Raw genomic sequence first — 17,596 nt, forward strand, 5'->3', positions numbered from 1 at the left:
TTTTTATAAAAAGTAAAAAGATTAAAAATTAATAAAATTAATTACAAAATGAAAAATAGTACTGTACTTGTTACATTTTTGGCGTGTTTTTTACTGTTAACTTCTTGTTCTGATGTATATAAATTCAGTTTAAATCATAAAAAACAAGTTGCTTTAAACTCTAATATTGAAATTACCTTAAAGGAAAAAGAAGATAAACCGATAAACAGTGTGCAATTTTTTGTAAACGGTAATGAAATTTCTTCTCAAGGAAATACCCTTTCTATAAATACCACTGATTTAGGTGTTGGTAAGCATCAAATTTCTGCATTGGTTTTTTATCCTGAAAAAACAAAAAAAGAAAATAGCTTTTTTGAAGTTTTAGCGGATAAAGCGCCTGTAGTATATGGATACAATATTGTAAATGAATATCCGCATGATAAAACTGCGTATACACAAGGTTTAGAATATCATGATGGTTTTTTATATGAAACTACAGGTCGTAGAGGACAATCTACTTTAAGAAAGGTTGAAATTAAAACAGGTAAAGTTGTACAATCCGTAGATTTAGATAAAAAATATTTTGGAGAAGGAATGACCATTTTTAATAACAAAATATATTGGTTAACATGGCAGGCTAAAAAAGGGTTTGTATATAATTTAGAAACCTTTAAACAAGAAAAAGAGTTTACCTATAATAATAGTGCAGAAGGTTGGGGATTAACACATGATGGAAAAGAACTAATTAAATCTGATGGTACGTCTAAAATTTGGTTTTTAGATCCTGAGACTTTAAAAGAGCAAAAATCGATTCAGGTTTACACCAATAAATACGCGGTAGATAACTTAAATGAGTTAGAATTGATAAACGGAAAGATCTACGCAAACAAATATCAGCAAAACGCCATTGTTATTATAGACCCAAAAACGGGTGTTGTAGAAGGTATTGCAAATTTAAAATCTTTAAAAACAGAAATGGAAAAAACACAGAAGTTAGTTCCGCAAGACGAAGTTTTAAACGGAATTGCTTTTGATGAAGAAAACAACCGCCTTTTTGTAACTGGTAAACATTGGGGTAAATTATTTGAAATTGAATTAATTAAAAAGCAATAATTGAATTAATTAAAAGTTCTATTGTTGATATCATTACATAATAACATTAGATTGAGCGTAATTGAGACCTTAATACAATCTCTTAACTGCACTCGAGCAAACAGAAACTAAATATATGCGTTACTTTATTTCTTTTATTATTTGTATTGCCTTTATCTCTGTAAGTTCTTGTAGAAAAGATTTTAATACCGTACCTAGTTTTGGTAGCCTACAATTTTCTAAAGACACCGTTTTTTTAGACACAGTATTTACAAATATTGGTTCATCAACATACAATTTAAAGGTTTATAATCGTGGAAGCAATGCTATTACAATTCCAGAAATTAAATTAGAAAACGGCACAAATTCTAACTACAGATTAAATGTAGACGGAATACCAGGTAAAGATTTTAAAAACATTGATATTCTTGCTAAAGACAGTATTTTTATTTTTGTAGAAACCACTATTGATGCTAACAATGTTGTAAATCCATTATATACAGACCAAATTTTGTTTGATAACGGCACCAACCAACAAAAGGTAGATTTAGTAACTTTAGTACAAGATGCAAACTTTATTTATCCTGGTAAAGATGCAATCTCTATGAAAATAGATAGTTTAACTTTAAACGGAGAGCCTACAACTTTAAAAGGGCATTTTTTAACCAATACCGAATTAACTTTTACAAATGCAAAACCAACCGTTATTTATGGTTTTGCCGCAGTACCAGCTAACAAAACATTAACCATAGAAGCCGGAGCAAAAGTTTATTTTCATGATAATTCTGGTTTAATTGTAGACGACAAAGCAACTTTAAAAGTAAACGGAACACTTTCTAATAAAGTAATTTTTGAAGGTGATAGGTTAGAACATTCTTTTAGTGAAACTGCAGGACAATGGGGAACTATTTGGATGCGTGCAGGAAGCAAAAACAATGAAATAAACCACGCTATTATTAAAAACGGAATTATTGGTGTTTTGGTTGATAGTATTGGTACACCTTCTACCCCAACTTTAAAACTACAAAATACAGAAATTTACAATCATTCTAGCTATGGAATTCTAGGTAGAGAAACCAATATAGAAGCAAACAACGTGGTTGTTGGTTCTGCAGGTCAGGTTTCTTTAGCGGCAACTATTGGTGGAACCTATAATTTTACACATGCTACATTTGCCAACTATTGGAACAATGGCTTACGTCAATTACCAGCTGTTTTGGTAAATAATTTTTTTACGTATACAGATGCTTCTGGACAAGAAATTATTGAAACTAGAAATTTGCACGCTGCCAACTTTATCAATTGTATTTTTGAAGGAAATAACAACATAGAATTTGTGTTAGATAAAGTAGATGGAGGCGGTATATTTAATTACAATATTAGCAATTCTATGATTAAATTTATTGATACTAATGATTCTTATAAAGACAATGAAGCCTTAGACTTTACAAATTCTTCTTACCAAGACATTATTTTAAATGGAAATGCTGATTTTAGAAATACTCAAAAAAATGATTTTATTATTGGTGAAGAGTCAGATGCTATTAACAAAGCAAAATCGACCACTATTACAACTGATATTTTAGGTGTAGACAGAACTACAAATACTGATATTGGCTCATACCAACATATTGTTTTTGAGAAAGAAGAGTAACTTTTATACTCTAATTTCTATCTTAATAACTTTAAGTAAATTACTTATTTAAATTTTTACAAATGAAAAATGTAGTTATCACAGGAACAAGCCGAGGAATTGGCTTTGAACTTGCTAAAAAATTTGCAGAAAAAGGCTATCAAGTTTTAGCTTTATCTAGAAATACAAAACCACTTTCAGAATTTAATCATAAAAACATTACAGTAATTTCTGTCGATTTATCCGTAAATTCAGATTTAGAAAAAGTAATAAATTTCATCAAAAATAACTGGAAGCAAGTTGACATCTTAATCAATAATGCCGGAAAATTAATAAACAAACCTTTTACAGAATTGTCTTCGGATGATTTTTTAGAAGTGTATAAAGTAAATGTTTTTGCTGTTGCAGAGATTACCAAATTAATGATTCCGTTTTTACAAAAAGGAAGTCACGTTGTTACAATTAGCTCGATGGGAGGAATTCAAGGAAGCTTAAAATTTTCTGGTTTAGCTGCTTATTCATCCGCCAAAGGCGCTGTAATTACTTTATCAGAATTACTAGCAGAAGAATACAAAGAACAACAAATAGCTTTTAATGTTTTGGCTTTAGGTGCTGTACAAACAGAAATGTTAGAAGAAGCTTTTCCTGGATACGTTGCACCAATATCAGCTACAGAAATGGCAAACTATATCTTTGATTTTTCTTTAACAGGTAATAAGTATTATAACGGAAAAGTATTACAAGTTTCATCTACAAATCCGTAAAAAGCGTATCAATTGAGTTCTAATTATCAAAATTTCGTTCCGCCAAAAGCAATTCCTTTTATAGAATTCCTGATCAACGATCATAATTTTACCTTAAAAATTGTAAATCAGAGAGAAACAAAACACGGAGATTTCAGAAAACTACCAAACGGACAATTTCAAATAACCGTTAACAACAACCTAAACAAATATCAATTTTTGTTAACCTTAGTGCATGAAATTGCGCATCACGTAACACATCAAAAATTTGGAAGAGTACAACCACATGGTAAAGAATGGAAAATGATCTTTCAGCATTTAATGTTGCCATTTTTACGTCCAGAAATTTACCCAATGGAAATGCTTCCTTATTTAGCCAAGTATTTTAAAAACCCAAAAGCAAGTACAGATGCTGATGTAGATTTATCTTTAGCTTTAAGAGGGAACGTTGCTGAAACTGGCAAGCATTTTATTTTCGAAATACCTTTTGGAAGTTTGTTTGTCTTTAAAAATACTATTTACAAAAGAGGTAATAAACGCAGAACACGATTTGAATGCTTAAATATGAGTAATAAAAAGGTATACTTATTTAATCAAAACGTAGAAATAGAATTCTATAAAAATACGTAAACCAACTATTTTTTCTAATTTTTAAAACAATAAAAAAAGCTTCCTATTTGGAAGCTTTTTTTATTTAATATTCTCGTTTAATAAACAACGTATCTAAACTCATTTCTTTTTGCAACCAAGTTCTTAATTCCTTTTCTTTAAACTGAATAAGACTATCTGGCACACTTGTATTCCATTTTATAATTGCCATTGGTATCGTATCTATTTCGATAAAATCTTTGGATGACAAAACTCTAGCAAAACCAATTTCTCTAATATCTTGATATCTAATTTTAGCATCCTTTACAACAGTACTAAAAGCGATTGCTTTGTTACTCTCACCTAACACACCTTGCTCTAATCTATAGTTTAAATTAGAAACGGTTCCTCTTAAATCTTCAATTTCTTTTTGAAGTCCGGCAATTATATTTTTACTTTCCGCTAACTCTTGCCTTTTATCATTATATGCCGTTGTAATTAAATCGAAACTCTTTGTATCACTTCCTTTAATATCTAACTTAAAATCTTTTATATTTTTATACTGATCATTATTTCTTAGCTGATTGTACAATACGTTTACTGTACTTTCTGGCACTTCATTAAAAAAGTTAAGCTTTAGTACTTTATCAGATATTAAAGGCTCTTGCTCTATTAATTGTAATTCGGTAATTGTTTTAATTTCAGAATTTACAAATTTCTTTAGTTCAGAAGTCATTCTGCTTTCATTTAAAGCATGTATAAATGTATAAAAAGCAGGTATCATTACTGCAATACCCACAACTGTTGCAACAGTTGCATATCGTTTTCTTCTGGCTGCATTTGCATATTTATGCATTGGAAAACTCAACAGTTTTAACACTAAAAATGTTGCCAAAGCAATAAAGATAGTATTAATAGTAAATAAATACATTGCTCCAAAAGCATACGTAAACCCTACTGAATCTCCAGAAAACCCTTTTGCCAATCCATAACCAGCAGTACATAAAGGTGGCATTAATGCTGTAGCAATTGCAACCCCAAAAATTACAGAAGCAACGGTACCCTTTTTTGTTCTTGCAACCATTAATGCCAAACCACCAAAAAAGGCAATTAATACATCTCTAATATCTGGTTTTGTTCTACCTAACAACTCTGAGGTGTCTTCGCTTAATGGAAAAAAATAGAAAAAGACAAATGACGCTAATAAACTTAAAACAATCATTGTAGCAAGACTTACTAACGATTTTTTAAAAACATCAATATCATTTATTGCAAAAGCACTACCAATACCAAGAATAGGCCCCATTAATGGCGATATTAACATGGCACCAATTACAACTGCAGTAGAATCTGCATTCAACCCAATAGAAGCCACAAATACAGCAAAAATAAGAATCCAAGCTGTAGCTCCTTTAAAAGGAATATCTGCCTTAATAGCTTCTATGGTTGCTTCATGATCTGTATCATGTCTAAAATCTAAAAGTTCTTTTAAATATTTTTTGATACTAGAAAATAATCCTATAGCACCATCTTTTACATCTTGCTTAGATTGATCTGCTGTTTCATCAATTAAATTCTTTTCTTCCATAATTACTAATTTCTAAGGAGTGAAAGATACAAAAAAAGTTGTCTGAAAATAATTTTTATAATTTTACTCAAAAATATAAAATAAGAGCAAAAAAAAACTCTGAATATAAATATTCAGAGTTTTAAATCTTAAACTAATAAAATCTTACATTGCAGCAACGTGCTTTGTTAATTTAGATTTTAAATTAGCTGCTTTGTTTTTATGGATAATATTATTCTTAGCTAACTTATCTAACATAGAAATAACTTTTCCTAATTTAGTTTCTGCATCTTTCTTATCTTCAGAAGAACGTAAGTCTCTAACAGCATTACGAGTAGTCTTGTGCTGATACTTGTTACGCAACCTTTTAGTTTCGTTACTTCTAATTCTCTTTAATGCTGACTGATGATTTGCCATAATTCTTAATTTATTTAGTTTTTTATATTAAAACTTTGTAGTCCGTACGGGAATCGAACCCGTGTTACATGGATGAAAACCATGCGTCCTAACCCCTAGACGAACGGACCATAACAATTAAGCATAACTCAATTGCGGGTGCAAATATACAATGTTTTTTATATCTTGCAATAGTTTTTGAAAAAAAAACATTTTTTTTTCAAAATTAATACGCTTTTGCAAAAAGCACCCTTTTAGAAGACGGTTTTCCTGTTAAAACACAAACACCTTTTTCTTCTTTAGCATCATTAGGTATACATCTAATGGTAGCTTTTGTATATTCTTTTATTCTATCTTCAGTTTCTTCTGTACCATCCCAATGGGCAGAAACAAAACCACCTGTATTTTTTATTGCTTTTTTAAACTCGTCAAACGTATCAACCTCTGTTGTGTGTTCTTTTCTAAAATCGATTGCTTTTTTAAATAAGTTCTCTTGAATTTCCTCTAAAAGATTTTCAATATAAGAAACGGCATCATCTTGCGCAACGGTTTGCTTCTCTAAAGTATCTCTTCTTGCAATTTCTAAAGTTCCGTTTTCTAAATCTCTGTTACCAATAGCTATTCTAACAGGTACCCCTTTTAATTCATACTCTGCAAATTTTGCTCCAGGTCTATAAGTATCTCTAGTATCAAACTTTACAGAAATTCCTTTTAAACGCAATTCTTTTACAATTACATTCATTTTCTCTGATATAGCCTCTAATTGATCTTCTCCTTTATAAATAGGAACAATTACTACTTGAATAGGCGCTAACTTAGGAGGTAAAACCAAACCTAAATCGTCTGAATGTGTCATAATTAAACCACCTATCAAACGAGTAGACACTCCCCAAGAAGTTGCCCAAACATACTCTTGTTTCCCTTCTTTAGAGGTAAACTTTACATCAAAAGCTTTTGCGAAATTTTGTCCTAAAAAATGACTAGTTCCTGCTTGTAAAGCCTTACCATCTTGCATTAAAGCCTCTATAGTATAAGTATCTTCTGCACCTGCAAAACGCTCGCTATCAGATTTTACTCCTTTAATTACTGGCATTGCCATAAAATTTTCTGCAAACGTAGCATAGACATCTTGCATTTGTCTAGATTCTTTTACTGCTTCTGCTTTTGTTGCATGCGCTGTATGCCCTTCTTGCCATAAAAATTCTGCTGTACGTAAAAATAAACGTGTACGCATTTCCCAACGTACAACATTTGCCCATTGGTTAATTAATAAAGGTAAATCTCTATAAGATTGAATCCATCCTTTATAAGTATTCCAAATAATCGCTTCAGATGTTGGTCTTACCACCAATTCTTCTTCTAATTTAGCTTCTGGATCTACTCTTAATTTACCAGGATTGTCAGGATCGTTTTGCAAACGGTAATGTGTTACAACAGCACATTCTTTAGCAAAACCTTCGGCATTTTTTTCTTCCGCCTCAAACAAACTTTTAGGAACAAACAATGGAAAATAAGCATTCTCATGCCCTGTTTCCTTAAACATTCTATCTAGTTCTGCTTGCATTTTTTCCCAAATGGCAAAACCATAGGGTTTAATAACCATACACCCCCTAACTGCAGAGTTTTCAGCTAAATCTGCTTTTACTACTAACTCGTTATACCACTTAGAATAATCGTCGGCTCTTTTCGTTAAATGTTTACTCATAATCAAAAGTTTGGCACAAATATTGTTACCTTTATTGTGTAAATGTTCGTTAAAAATTAGTTATATTTTACAAAAACAGTACAAAACTACTATAATTAAAAGAGTTTTAACTACATTTAAGTAATAAAATAAGTATTCATCTAAATATATTCATCATGAAACTACCATATATAAATCTCAGCCTAAGTCAACTATTAATTTTACTAACTACAAGTTTAGTAATGGTTTCTTGCGGAACTTATCAAAGTACATTTAATGATGATGGTATCTATGGGGATGAAACGGTACATAGAGAATCTAAAAAAGTAATTGTTGTTGACGAAGATGGATATGATGACTACAATGATAATTATTTTTTAAACAAACTAAATAGTTTAGAGAACTCAGGTACAAATGATGTTTTTACAGATGTTGATGAATACAATTCTGTAGATACTATTTATATTGATGAAGATGATATTGATGAAACATTAAACTATAAGCAAAACCAACCTTGGGGACAAAATGACAACAATGACGTAGTTGTAAATGTTAATGTGATTGATAGTCCGTATTGGAATAATTACTACGGTTATAATACTTTTGATACTTGGGGATACAGAAATTGGAACTACAGAGGTTACGCTTGGAATTACAATCCTTATTGGCACCCTTACCATAATTATTATGCTTGGAATGTAGGTTTTTATACACCATATTATTATCAACCTTATTATTATGGCTATAGAAATGCTTACAGGTACAATAATAGATATGCTAATTATACTTACAGAAATAATAACTACGGAAGAAGAAATACAAGTAATAGCTCATATAGAAGAAACAGTACTATTAACTCAAGAAATAGAAGTACAACAAGTAGAAGAAGTAGTACAACAACTAATAGTAGAAGAAGTACAACTACAAGCAAACAACCTACAAGTACATCTAGAAGGAGAAGCAGCACCACTAAACCAAGTAGAAGCTCTAATACTACTAGAAGAAGTACCTACCCTACAAGAAGTACCAGAAATAGCTCTTCTACAAGAAGAAATAGCGCTAGTGTAAACAGCAATACAAGTACTAAAAACAATAGACAAGTTGTAGTAGTTAGAAGATCATCAACACCTTCTACTTCTAGAAGTGCTAATTCATCTACAAACAGAAGAAGCACCAACACTTCTACAAGAAGCACAAATAGATCTACAGCAAATAGAAATTCTAGTTCTACAAGAAGCACAACAAGAAGTACTTCTCCAAGAAGAAGCACGACCACTTCCTCTAGCAGAAACAGTACTTACACACCTTCATCAAGAAGTTCATCTTCTACAAGATCATCTTCTACAAGAAGTTCATCAACAAGAAGTACCCCTAGCAGAAGTAGTTCTAGAAGTTCTTCAACATCATCTAGAAGAAGAGGTTAATAAAACACTTATTTCTCTTTAAAGAATTACAAACAAATAGTAGTATGAAAAAAATTATAACAATAGCAACCTTATTTATAGCCTCTATTACATCTTATGCCCAATCTTTAGGATACCAAGATTTAGGTGTTTTATTTTCTCAAAATGATGATAATGGATCTGCGCGTTTTACATCTATGAGTGGTGCCTTTGGTGCATTAGGTGGCGATGTATCTTCTATAAACATAAACCCTGCTGGTATAGCCGTTTTTCAAAACAGCACATTTTCTGGAACGTTTAACTCTAGAAATACAAATATAAATACTAACTATTACGGAAATTCATTAAAAACAAAAGATCAATTTTTTAATCTTTCTCATGCTGGAGCCGTATTAGTTTTTGATAGTGCTTACAAATCTGATTGGAGTAAATTTGCCATTGGTTTTAACTACAGAATTACAAAAGATTTTGAAAACAGTTTTATAGCGCAAGGAAATAGTGGTACCGCTACATTTAGAGATTTTCCTTTAGATAACAACACACCTACCCTATCTTATGATATTGCTGATGAACAACGTTTTGCAAATAATTATGGTGGAGAAATATCCGAATTTAATATTGCTTTTTCTTCTGTGCATCAAAATAGATTGTACCTAGGTTTAGGCTTAAATTTTTACGACCTAGATTTTAGTCAACAATCACTATTAACAGAATTTAATAATGATGGCAACGGTAATGATTTAGACGCAAATTATTATCAAGAAAACAGAACAATAGGAACTGGTTTTTCTGCTAACGCAGGATTTATTTACAAAGTAAATTCAAATTTTAGATTTGGACTTGCCTACCAAACTCCTACTTGGTTCTCAGAAATAATTGAAAGCACAAACATTACAGAAAATGAGGGTAATAGAATAAATGAAATCCCCTTTTTTGGAGATACAGAAATAGCGGTTAGTAATAGTAATGACGTTTACGATAACACTTCTGGAGGATACTTTCCAACCCAAGAATTATTATACAAATTAAAAACACCAAGTAAATTAACCGCAAGTGCCGCTTTTATTTTTGGAAAAGATGGTTTAATCAGTTTAGATTACATTAATAGAAGCTATCAAAACATGAAATTGAAAGGTAGCAATTTTACTGATGAAAATCAATTTTTTGAAAATGATTTAAGAAACACACACTCTTTTAATTTAGGTACAGAATGGCGTTTTGATAGAGCTAGTGTTAGAGCTGGTTATAAATACGAGCAAGACCCAAGCAAATTCACTGAAGGTAAAAACAACCTAAAAGGTTATTCTTTAGGGGCTGGTTATAATTTTGGTGGCTTTAAATTAGATTTTGCTTTTAGTGATAACAATAGGACTAACTTATACAATTTTTACTCTGGATTTGACTCAGTAGACCCAGCATCATTAAAAATAGACAATAAAACAATTACAGCTACTGTTACTTTAAACTTGTAAGCTTTACCTATAAATTTTTATTCCGTTAAAAGAGAAAAAACAACTCTTTTAGCGGAATTTTTATTTATCATATCAAAACCAATTCTATTTCCCTTTTTTCCCTTAATTTTGCAATTCAATTTTTAGTATGACACAAGATATAAAAATTACCATTCAAGAAACTACAAACAATACCATTATAAAATTTAATACCAATCAAATTTTAATTAATGGAGGTAGTTACGAGTATAACAACATAGACGACGCTAAAAACTCTCCTTTAGCACAACAATTATTTTATTTACCTTTTGTAAAGAAAATTTTTATTACCGCTAATTTTATTGCGATACAACGTTACGATATTTTAGAGTGGATAGATGTTCAGGAAGAAGTAAAAGAACAAATAGAAGCTTATTTAAACGATAAAGGTGTTGTGGTAAATGAAGCACCAACTTCTAAAAAAGAAGCAATTGAAGTGTATGCAGAGGTTACTCCAAATCCTTCAGTTATGAAATTTGGAAGTAATAAGTCTTTAACACAAACCGATGTTGAATATAAAAATATAGACGAAGCAAGCAAATCGTCTCCTTTAGCGCAAGCTATTTTTAACTTTCCTTTTGTAAAAGAAGTATTTATTTCTGATAACTACATTTCTGTTACCAAATATGATATGGTAGAATGGAATGAGGTTTTTACAGAAGTAAGAACTTTTATCCGTGAATATTTAGTTTCAGGAAAAACCATTATTAAAGAACTACCATCAGAAGAAAAACCAAGTTCAGAAAATAAAGTTGAAGTACCAGAAGTAAAACTAGAAGGTATCTCTGCACAAATTTCTGACATTTTAGATGAATACATTAAGCCTGCTGTTGCTAGTGACGGAGGTAATATTGCTTTCCGTTCTTACGACGAAGAAAACAAGGTGGTACGTGTAGTTTTACAAGGAGCTTGCAGCGGTTGCCCATCATCTACAGCTACCTTAAAAAACGGAATAGAAAGTTTATTAAAAGAAATGTTACCAAATCAAATTAACGAAGTAGTAGCAATTAACGGATAAAAAATATGTCGAAAACAATCAAGCCTTATAAAAATTCAGCATTAGGAAAAAAAGAGCAAGTCGCTCAAATGTTTGATAATATTTCTGAAAACTACGATGGTTTAAACAGAGTTATTTCTTTAGGGATTGATGTTAAATGGCGTAAAAAAGTAGTAAAAATTGTTGGACAAAACAACCCAAAACAAATTTTAGATATTGCTACAGGTACTGGAGATTTAGCGATTATGATGGCCGCTTTAAATCCAGACAGAATTGTAGGTTTAGATATTTCTGAAGGAATGCTAGAGGTTGGTAAACAAAAAATTACCAAAGAAAATCTTTCTGATAAAATAGAAATGATTGTTGGCGATTCTGAAGAAATGCCGTTTGCAAACGACACTTTTGATGCTATTACAGTTTCTTTTGGCGTTCGTAATTTTGCAAATCTAGAGAAAGGGATTAAAGAAATAGCCAGAGTTTTAAAACCAACAGGTGTTTTGGTTATTTTAGAAACCTCTAACCCAACCAAGTTTCCTTTTAAACAAGGCTACAAATTATATACTAATTTATTTTTACCTGTTGTTGGTAAATTGTTTTCTAAAGATAAAGTTGCGTATTCATATTTATCAGAAACTGCAAATTCTTTTCCTTTTGGCGAAGCTTTCAACAATATTTTACAAAAAAATGGGTTTACACATACAGAAGATACACCAGTAACTTTTGGGGTAGCTACAATTTATACAGCAAGCAAGTAAATAATGATGAGTAAGAAATTTATAATATTCGGTTTTTTCCTTTTGACTTCTATTGCTTTTTATGCGCAAAGAGAAAAAGTTGAATACCTACCCACTTTTGATAAAAGAACATTGCATTACGGTTTTTATCTAGGTTTAAACCAAAATGATTTTAAATTTAGCTATAGTAATAATCCAGCAATACCCGATGCAGAAATATCCGTAGAACCATCTACCGGTTTTAATGTTGGTTTAATTGCCGATTTACGTTTGCATAAAAATTTAAATTTACGTTTAGAACCAGGTTTGATGACCAATTCTAAGAAGATTTATTTTCATCATATGAAAAACTATAGCGCTAACCCTTTAGATAGCGTTAGAGATGTAAGTTCTACTTATTTACATGTTCCTTTAATATTTAAATTTAGTACCGATAGATATAAAAATGTTAGACCCTATGTACTAGGAGGAGTTTCTTACAACTATAATTTTTCTAGTAACGAGAACAATTCAGACGACAATTCTGCTAGTCAATTTAGAATGAAGACCCATAACTTTATGTATGAGGTGGGTGTAGGAATAGATATTTATCTATATTACTTTAAATTCTCACCTTCTATTCGTGGAATTTTTGCATTACCAAACGAAATAAAATACGATAACAACGCTAACAGTGCTTGGACAGCACCCATAAATTACATGGGAACTCGTGGCGTATTTCTAACCCTTGCTTTTGAGTAAAAGGAGTTAGAAATCTGGAAGGTTTTTTACTAAAAACGACATACTAAGTCCCCCCACTTACTATACTCCACGTTTAAACTCACTCAATAAAATTGCCGTTGCAGTAGCAACATTTAGACTTTCTGTTTCTTGAGTTTTACCAAATCTAGGAATAGATATTTTATGAGAAATTAAGGTTTTTATTTCTTCAGAAACACCGTTTGCTTCGTTCCCCATAATTAAGATACCATCTTTTGGTAAATTTGCTTTATATACATTTTCTCCATCCATATCCGCTATAAAAGTAGCTAAATTCGTTTCAGACAAATAGTCTGCTAAATCTACATAGCGAATAGAAACCCTCGTTAAAGACCCCATACTTGCTTGCACTACTTTCTGATTGTAACAATCTACCGTATCTTTAGAACAAATTAATTCATCAACACCAAACCAATCGCACAAACGAATAATAGTACCCAGATTTCCTGGATCATTAATAGCATCCAAAGCTATTATTAATCCCATATCTGCAAGAGGCTTATCATCAGGAATTTTAAATACCCCTAGAACCTTGTTAGGCGTTTTTAAATTACTTATTTTCTTTAAATCAGTTTCAGATACCCGTACTACCTTATCATCTGAAACATCAAAAGTAAAATCATCAGTACAAAAAAGTGTTTCAAGTTCAAATGAAGAATTTAAAATTTCCTGAACAACTTTTACCCCTTCAGCAATAAATAATTTATGCTTTAGTCTATACTTTTTTTGAGATAAACTTGTTATTAACTTAAGTTGATTTTTAGATATAGTCATTAATTGATTGTAATTGGAAATAAACCGGCGAAAAATACTATTTTTGAAATTGATAGCACTGCTAAATTAATGAAAAAACTTTCTTTATCATTTTTATTCTTACTCATTTTAGTTTCATGCAATTCTACAAAGCATGTAGCTGAAGATGAACACATGCTTACTCAAAATTATATTTATGTTGATAGCATTAGAAATAAAAGCAGCGATATTCAAAAATATATCCTTCAAAAACCGAATCCGAAGTTTCTAAATTTACCTGTAGGATTGTACTTTCATAATATAGGAAACCCGAATAAGCCAAAAACTCCCTCTGAATGGGGTAAAAAAAACCCTCGTTCTTATAATATTATTAAAAATGTTTTTTCAGAAAAACAAAGTATTGCATACGCAAAATCTTTTATCGGCTTAAATAAATGGTTTTTAAATTACCAGGGCCCCGCAATTATTAGCGAGAGAAAAATAAAAAATACCGAAAATAATTTATTAACGTATTACAAAAATCAAGGTTATTTTAAATCTAAAGTTACCTCTAAAATAAATAAAGATTCTCTTCATAAAAAAGCAACTGTAACCTATAATATAAAAAGAGGCAGACCTACTCTACTAGACAGTATAAACTTTAAAATAGAATCGCCTGTATTAGATTCTATTTACACCAATTCTAGCACATCTTCTTTGTTAAAAACAGGCAACCAATACAACGATAAAATATTTAGAAACGAGGCTGGTAGAGTTTTAAAACTTTTTAGAAATAATGGTATTTATAATTTTACAGAATCTGCTATTGGTTTTTATGTAGACTCTACAAGGACGGATTATAAAACAAATGTAGATTTTTTAATATCAGGCAATAGATTAAAGGAAATAGAGGGGACTTATATTAACACTCCATATAAAGTACAAAAAGTAACCAAGGTAAATGTTATTACAGATTATTCTTTTGTAAAAAAAGGAGAAACACCATCTAATACCATTAATTATAAAGGAATCAATTTTTCAGCATATCGTAAGCTAAAATACAATCCTAAATATTTAGCACAATCTATTTTCTTAAAACCAGGAAACATCTATAAAGATACATTAAGAAATTTAACAAGAAACCATTTAAAATCTCTTAAAAACTTTAAATCTACAAACATCAAGTTCAGTCCAATTTCAGGAACGGACGACGAATTAAAAATGGATGTTTTTTTAACTCCAATAGAAAAATATACTTTAGGTTTCGAAACAGAAATAACACATTCTAATATTAGAAACATTGGTTCTTCTGCTAAGTTTTCTATAACCAATAGAAATGCCTTTAGAGGAGCCGAATTATTAAAACTTTCTTTTTTAGGTTCTTATTTTAATTCTAACAGTGGCCCAGGTTGGGAAGCCGGAGTAGATGCTTCTTTAGAAATACCAAGATTTATTGCTCCTTTTGGTTTAAATAAATTGGTACCTAAAGAAATGTCTCCAAGAACCTTATTTTCAATTGGATCTAGCTTTCAAAAAAACATAGGGCTAGATCGACAAACATTTACATTTTTAACCGATTATAAATGGCAGTTTAATGCAAAAAAAACAATTCAATTAGAAATTTTTAACACACAGTACATTCAGAATTTAAACATTGGTAGTTATTTTGACATTTACAGTTCTGAGTTTACTAACCTTAACAAAGTAGCAGAAGCTTACGATATTGCTAATAACACTACAACAAATTACCCACTTTCGTCCGATTTAAGCAACCAAGTAACAGAGGCGCTTTCTTTTATGGGTAAAGTAGCCGACAACACAACAGGTTTTAAAACTACAAATCCAGACGAATACAATACTGCTTTAAATATCTTAAACAGATATAATATTATAACATCAGATTTCTTAATACCTGTTCTTGCCTATTCCTATACATTTAACAGTCAAACAAACTTTAACGATAATAATTTTTCATTTTTTAAAATTAGGGTTGCAAATTCTGGAAATATATTAGGGCTACTATCAAAAGAAACAAACGCAAATGATAAAAAAACGTTTGCAAATATCCCCTTGGCACAATACTTTAAAACAGACTTTGAGTACAAACAATTTTGGGATGTTGGTGACAACTCTGTTTTAGGTTTTAGAACATTCTTAGGAGCAATTATACCTTATGACAACTCCGCAATCCCTTTTACAAAAAGCTACTTTGCAGGAGGCTCTAATGACATTAGAGCATGGCAAACATACGAGTTAGGCCCAGGAAGCACTAATACAGGGTTAGAATACAACGTAGGTAGCCTTAAAATATTAACCAGTGCTGAATACCGATTTGATGTGATTAGTAAATTAAAAGGTGCATTGTTTATTGATGCAGGAAACATTTGGGATATAACGGGTTCGAGTTTTGTTGATGAAAAATCGAAATTTAATAATTTATCCTCTTTAAAAGATATAGCTATTGGTTCTGGTTTTGGAGCAAGGTTAGATTTTAATTTTTTAATTCTACGTTTAGATGTTGGTTTTAAAACATACGAACCTTATTTAACTGGAAGTAAATGGCTTAAAAACTACAACTTTGCCAACGCCGTTTACAACATAGGTATAAACTATCCCTTCTAAAATAAACAACAAAGCCTATAACGTTTTCGTTATTTTATGTTTAGATTCATCTGTATTTTTAGTACTTTTGATGGGTAATTAACGATTAAAATAAACAAACATGAGTCATAATATAAAGCCAGGTGTTGCAACTGGATCAGAAGTTCAAGATATTTTTAATTTTGCAAAAGAAAAAGGATTTGCTTTACCAGCAGTAAATGTTATTGGGTCTAACACGATTAACGGTGTTTTAGAAACAGCAAGAGATTTAAATGCGCCTGTAATTATTCAGTTTTCTAATGGTGGTGCACAATTTAATGCAGGAAAAGGCTTATCTAATGAAGGCGAAAAAGCAGCCATTGCTGGTGGTATTGCTGGAGCTAAACATGTACACGAATTAGCAGTTGCTTATGGAGTACCTGTTATCTTACATACAGACCACTGTGCGAAAAAATTATTACCTTGGATAGACGGATTATTAGATGCTTCAGAAAAACATTTTGAAGAAACTGGTAAACCTTTATATAGCTCTCACATGATAGATTTATCTGAAGAGCCTTTAGAAGAAAACATTGAAATTTGTAAAACATATTTAGCTCGTATGAGTAAAATGGGTATGACTTTAGAAATTGAATTAGGAATTACAGGTGGTGAAGAAGATGGTGTTGACAATAGTGATGTTGATGAATCTAAATTATACACACAACCAGAAGAAGTTGCTTATGCTTATGAAGAACTTTCTAAAGTAAGTGATCAATTTACAATTGCTGCTGCTTTTGGAAACGTACACGGTGTATATAAACCAGGAAACGTAAAATTAACTCCAAAAATCTTAAAAAATTCTCAAGAATTTATCACAAAAAAATATGGTGTTGAAGAAAATCATATCGATTTTGTATTTCACGGAGGATCTGGTTCTACATTAGAAGAAATTAGAGAAGCTATTGGTTACGGTGTTATTAAAATGAACATTGATACTGATATGCAATATGCTTTTATGAGTGGAATTAGAGATTACATGGGAAAAAAAGCAGATTATTTAAAATCTCAAATTGGAAGTCCTGATGGACCTGAGTCTCCAAACAAAAAATACTACGACCCAAGAAAATGGTTACGTGAAGGTGAAGCTACTTTTATTACACGTTTAAAACAAGCATTTTCTGATTTAAACAATGTAGATACTTTATAAAAAATATCT

15 protein-coding genes and 1 tRNA gene are annotated in these 17,596 nt (G+C 30.8%); 11 read left to right on the plus strand and 5 right to left on the minus strand.

The features are described 5' to 3' along the window. The first annotated feature begins 48 nt into the window (after positions 1-48). The 4 genes from WHD07_RS07500 to WHD07_RS07515 all read left to right on the plus strand — a co-directional run bounded on the left by WHD07_RS07500 (position 49) and on the right by WHD07_RS07515 (position 4,077). Positions 49-1,092, plus strand: coding sequence for a glutaminyl-peptide cyclotransferase (locus WHD07_RS07500; protein WP_343330669.1), 1,044 nt, complete (start codon positions 49-51; stop codon positions 1,090-1,092). Positions 1,093-1,207: 115 nt separating this feature from the next. Further along, positions 1,208-2,725, plus strand: coding sequence for a hypothetical protein (locus tag WHD07_RS07505; RefSeq protein WP_343330670.1), 1,518 nt, complete (start codon positions 1,208-1,210; stop codon positions 2,723-2,725). Positions 2,726-2,787: 62 nt separating this feature from the next. Beyond that, positions 2,788-3,468 (plus strand): SDR family oxidoreductase, encoded by a 681-nt coding sequence (locus WHD07_RS07510; protein ID WP_343330671.1) that lies wholly within the window; start codon positions 2,788-2,790, stop codon positions 3,466-3,468. Between the two features lie 12 nt (positions 3,469-3,480). Beyond that, positions 3,481-4,077, plus strand: coding sequence for a SprT-like domain-containing protein (locus tag WHD07_RS07515; protein WP_343330672.1), 597 nt, complete (start codon positions 3,481-3,483; stop codon positions 4,075-4,077). Between the two features lie 64 nt (positions 4,078-4,141). Here the strand turns inward: WHD07_RS07515 and WHD07_RS07520 are convergent, their stop codons facing one another. The 4 genes from WHD07_RS07520 to proS all read right to left on the minus strand — a co-directional run bounded on the left by WHD07_RS07520 (position 4,142) and on the right by proS (position 7,703). Continuing rightward, positions 4,142-5,623 carry a DUF389 domain-containing protein gene (locus tag WHD07_RS07520; protein ID WP_343330673.1) on the minus strand — a complete coding sequence of 494 codons (1,482 nt, stop codon included), beginning with the start codon at positions 5,621-5,623 and terminating at the stop codon, positions 4,142-4,144. A 144-nt stretch (positions 5,624-5,767) separates the two neighbouring features. Continuing rightward, the gene (rpsT, locus tag WHD07_RS07525) at positions 5,768-6,019 is read right to left on the minus strand and encodes a 30S ribosomal protein S20 (protein WP_343329010.1); all 252 of its coding nucleotides are present in this window, start codon (positions 6,017-6,019) and stop codon (positions 5,768-5,770) included. A 38-nt stretch (positions 6,020-6,057) separates the two neighbouring features. Beyond that, positions 6,058-6,129 (minus strand) — tRNA-Glu (locus WHD07_RS07530). A gap of 95 nt (positions 6,130-6,224) precedes the next feature. Then, entirely contained in the window at positions 6,225-7,703 is a 1,479-nt protein-coding gene (gene proS, locus WHD07_RS07535) for a proline--tRNA ligase (protein WP_343330674.1), read from the minus strand. Positions 7,704-7,858: 155 nt separating this feature from the next. On the opposite strand from proS, the gene WHD07_RS07540 reads away from it, so the two are divergent. From WHD07_RS07540 to WHD07_RS07560, 5 genes are all read left to right on the plus strand, one after another. Continuing rightward, positions 7,859-9,106 (plus strand): hypothetical protein, encoded by a 1,248-nt coding sequence (locus WHD07_RS07540; protein ID WP_343330675.1) that lies wholly within the window; start codon positions 7,859-7,861, stop codon positions 9,104-9,106. Positions 9,107-9,150: 44 nt separating this feature from the next. Then, positions 9,151-10,557: an OmpP1/FadL family transporter gene (locus WHD07_RS07545; RefSeq protein ID WP_343330676.1), complete on the plus strand. Its 1,407-nt coding sequence runs from the start codon at positions 9,151-9,153 to the stop codon at positions 10,555-10,557. Positions 10,558-10,684: 127 nt separating this feature from the next. Next, positions 10,685-11,593: a NifU family protein gene (locus tag WHD07_RS07550; RefSeq protein WP_105050258.1), complete on the plus strand. Its 909-nt coding sequence runs from the start codon at positions 10,685-10,687 to the stop codon at positions 11,591-11,593. 5 nt (positions 11,594-11,598) lie between these two features. Continuing rightward, a complete protein-coding gene (ubiE, locus tag WHD07_RS07555) occupies positions 11,599-12,327 on the plus strand; it encodes a bifunctional demethylmenaquinone methyltransferase/2-methoxy-6-polyprenyl-1,4-benzoquinol methylase UbiE (protein WP_343330677.1) in 729 nt (242 codons plus the stop codon). Positions 12,328-12,330: 3 nt separating this feature from the next. Continuing rightward, positions 12,331-13,047 (plus strand): porin family protein, encoded by a 717-nt coding sequence (locus WHD07_RS07560; RefSeq protein ID WP_343330678.1) that lies wholly within the window; start codon positions 12,331-12,333, stop codon positions 13,045-13,047. Between the two features lie 60 nt (positions 13,048-13,107). On the opposite strand, the gene WHD07_RS07565 is transcribed toward WHD07_RS07560, so the two are convergent. After that, positions 13,108-13,839: an RNA methyltransferase gene (locus tag WHD07_RS07565; protein ID WP_343330679.1), complete on the minus strand. Its 732-nt coding sequence runs from the start codon at positions 13,837-13,839 to the stop codon at positions 13,108-13,110. Between the two features lie 69 nt (positions 13,840-13,908). Between WHD07_RS07565 and WHD07_RS07570 the strand changes: the two genes are divergently transcribed. Then, positions 13,909-16,419 carry a BamA/TamA family outer membrane protein gene (locus tag WHD07_RS07570; protein ID WP_343330680.1) on the plus strand — a complete coding sequence of 837 codons (2,511 nt, stop codon included), beginning with the start codon at positions 13,909-13,911 and terminating at the stop codon, positions 16,417-16,419. Positions 16,420-16,519: 100 nt separating this feature from the next. After that, positions 16,520-17,587: a class II fructose-bisphosphate aldolase gene (fbaA, locus tag WHD07_RS07575; RefSeq protein WP_343330681.1), complete on the plus strand. Its 1,068-nt coding sequence runs from the start codon at positions 16,520-16,522 to the stop codon at positions 17,585-17,587. The last annotated feature ends 9 nt before the right edge of the window (positions 17,588-17,596 follow it).

The organism is Polaribacter staleyi (assembly GCF_038024045.1).
GTDB lineage: Bacteria > Bacteroidota > Bacteroidia > Flavobacteriales > Flavobacteriaceae > Polaribacter > Polaribacter butkevichii.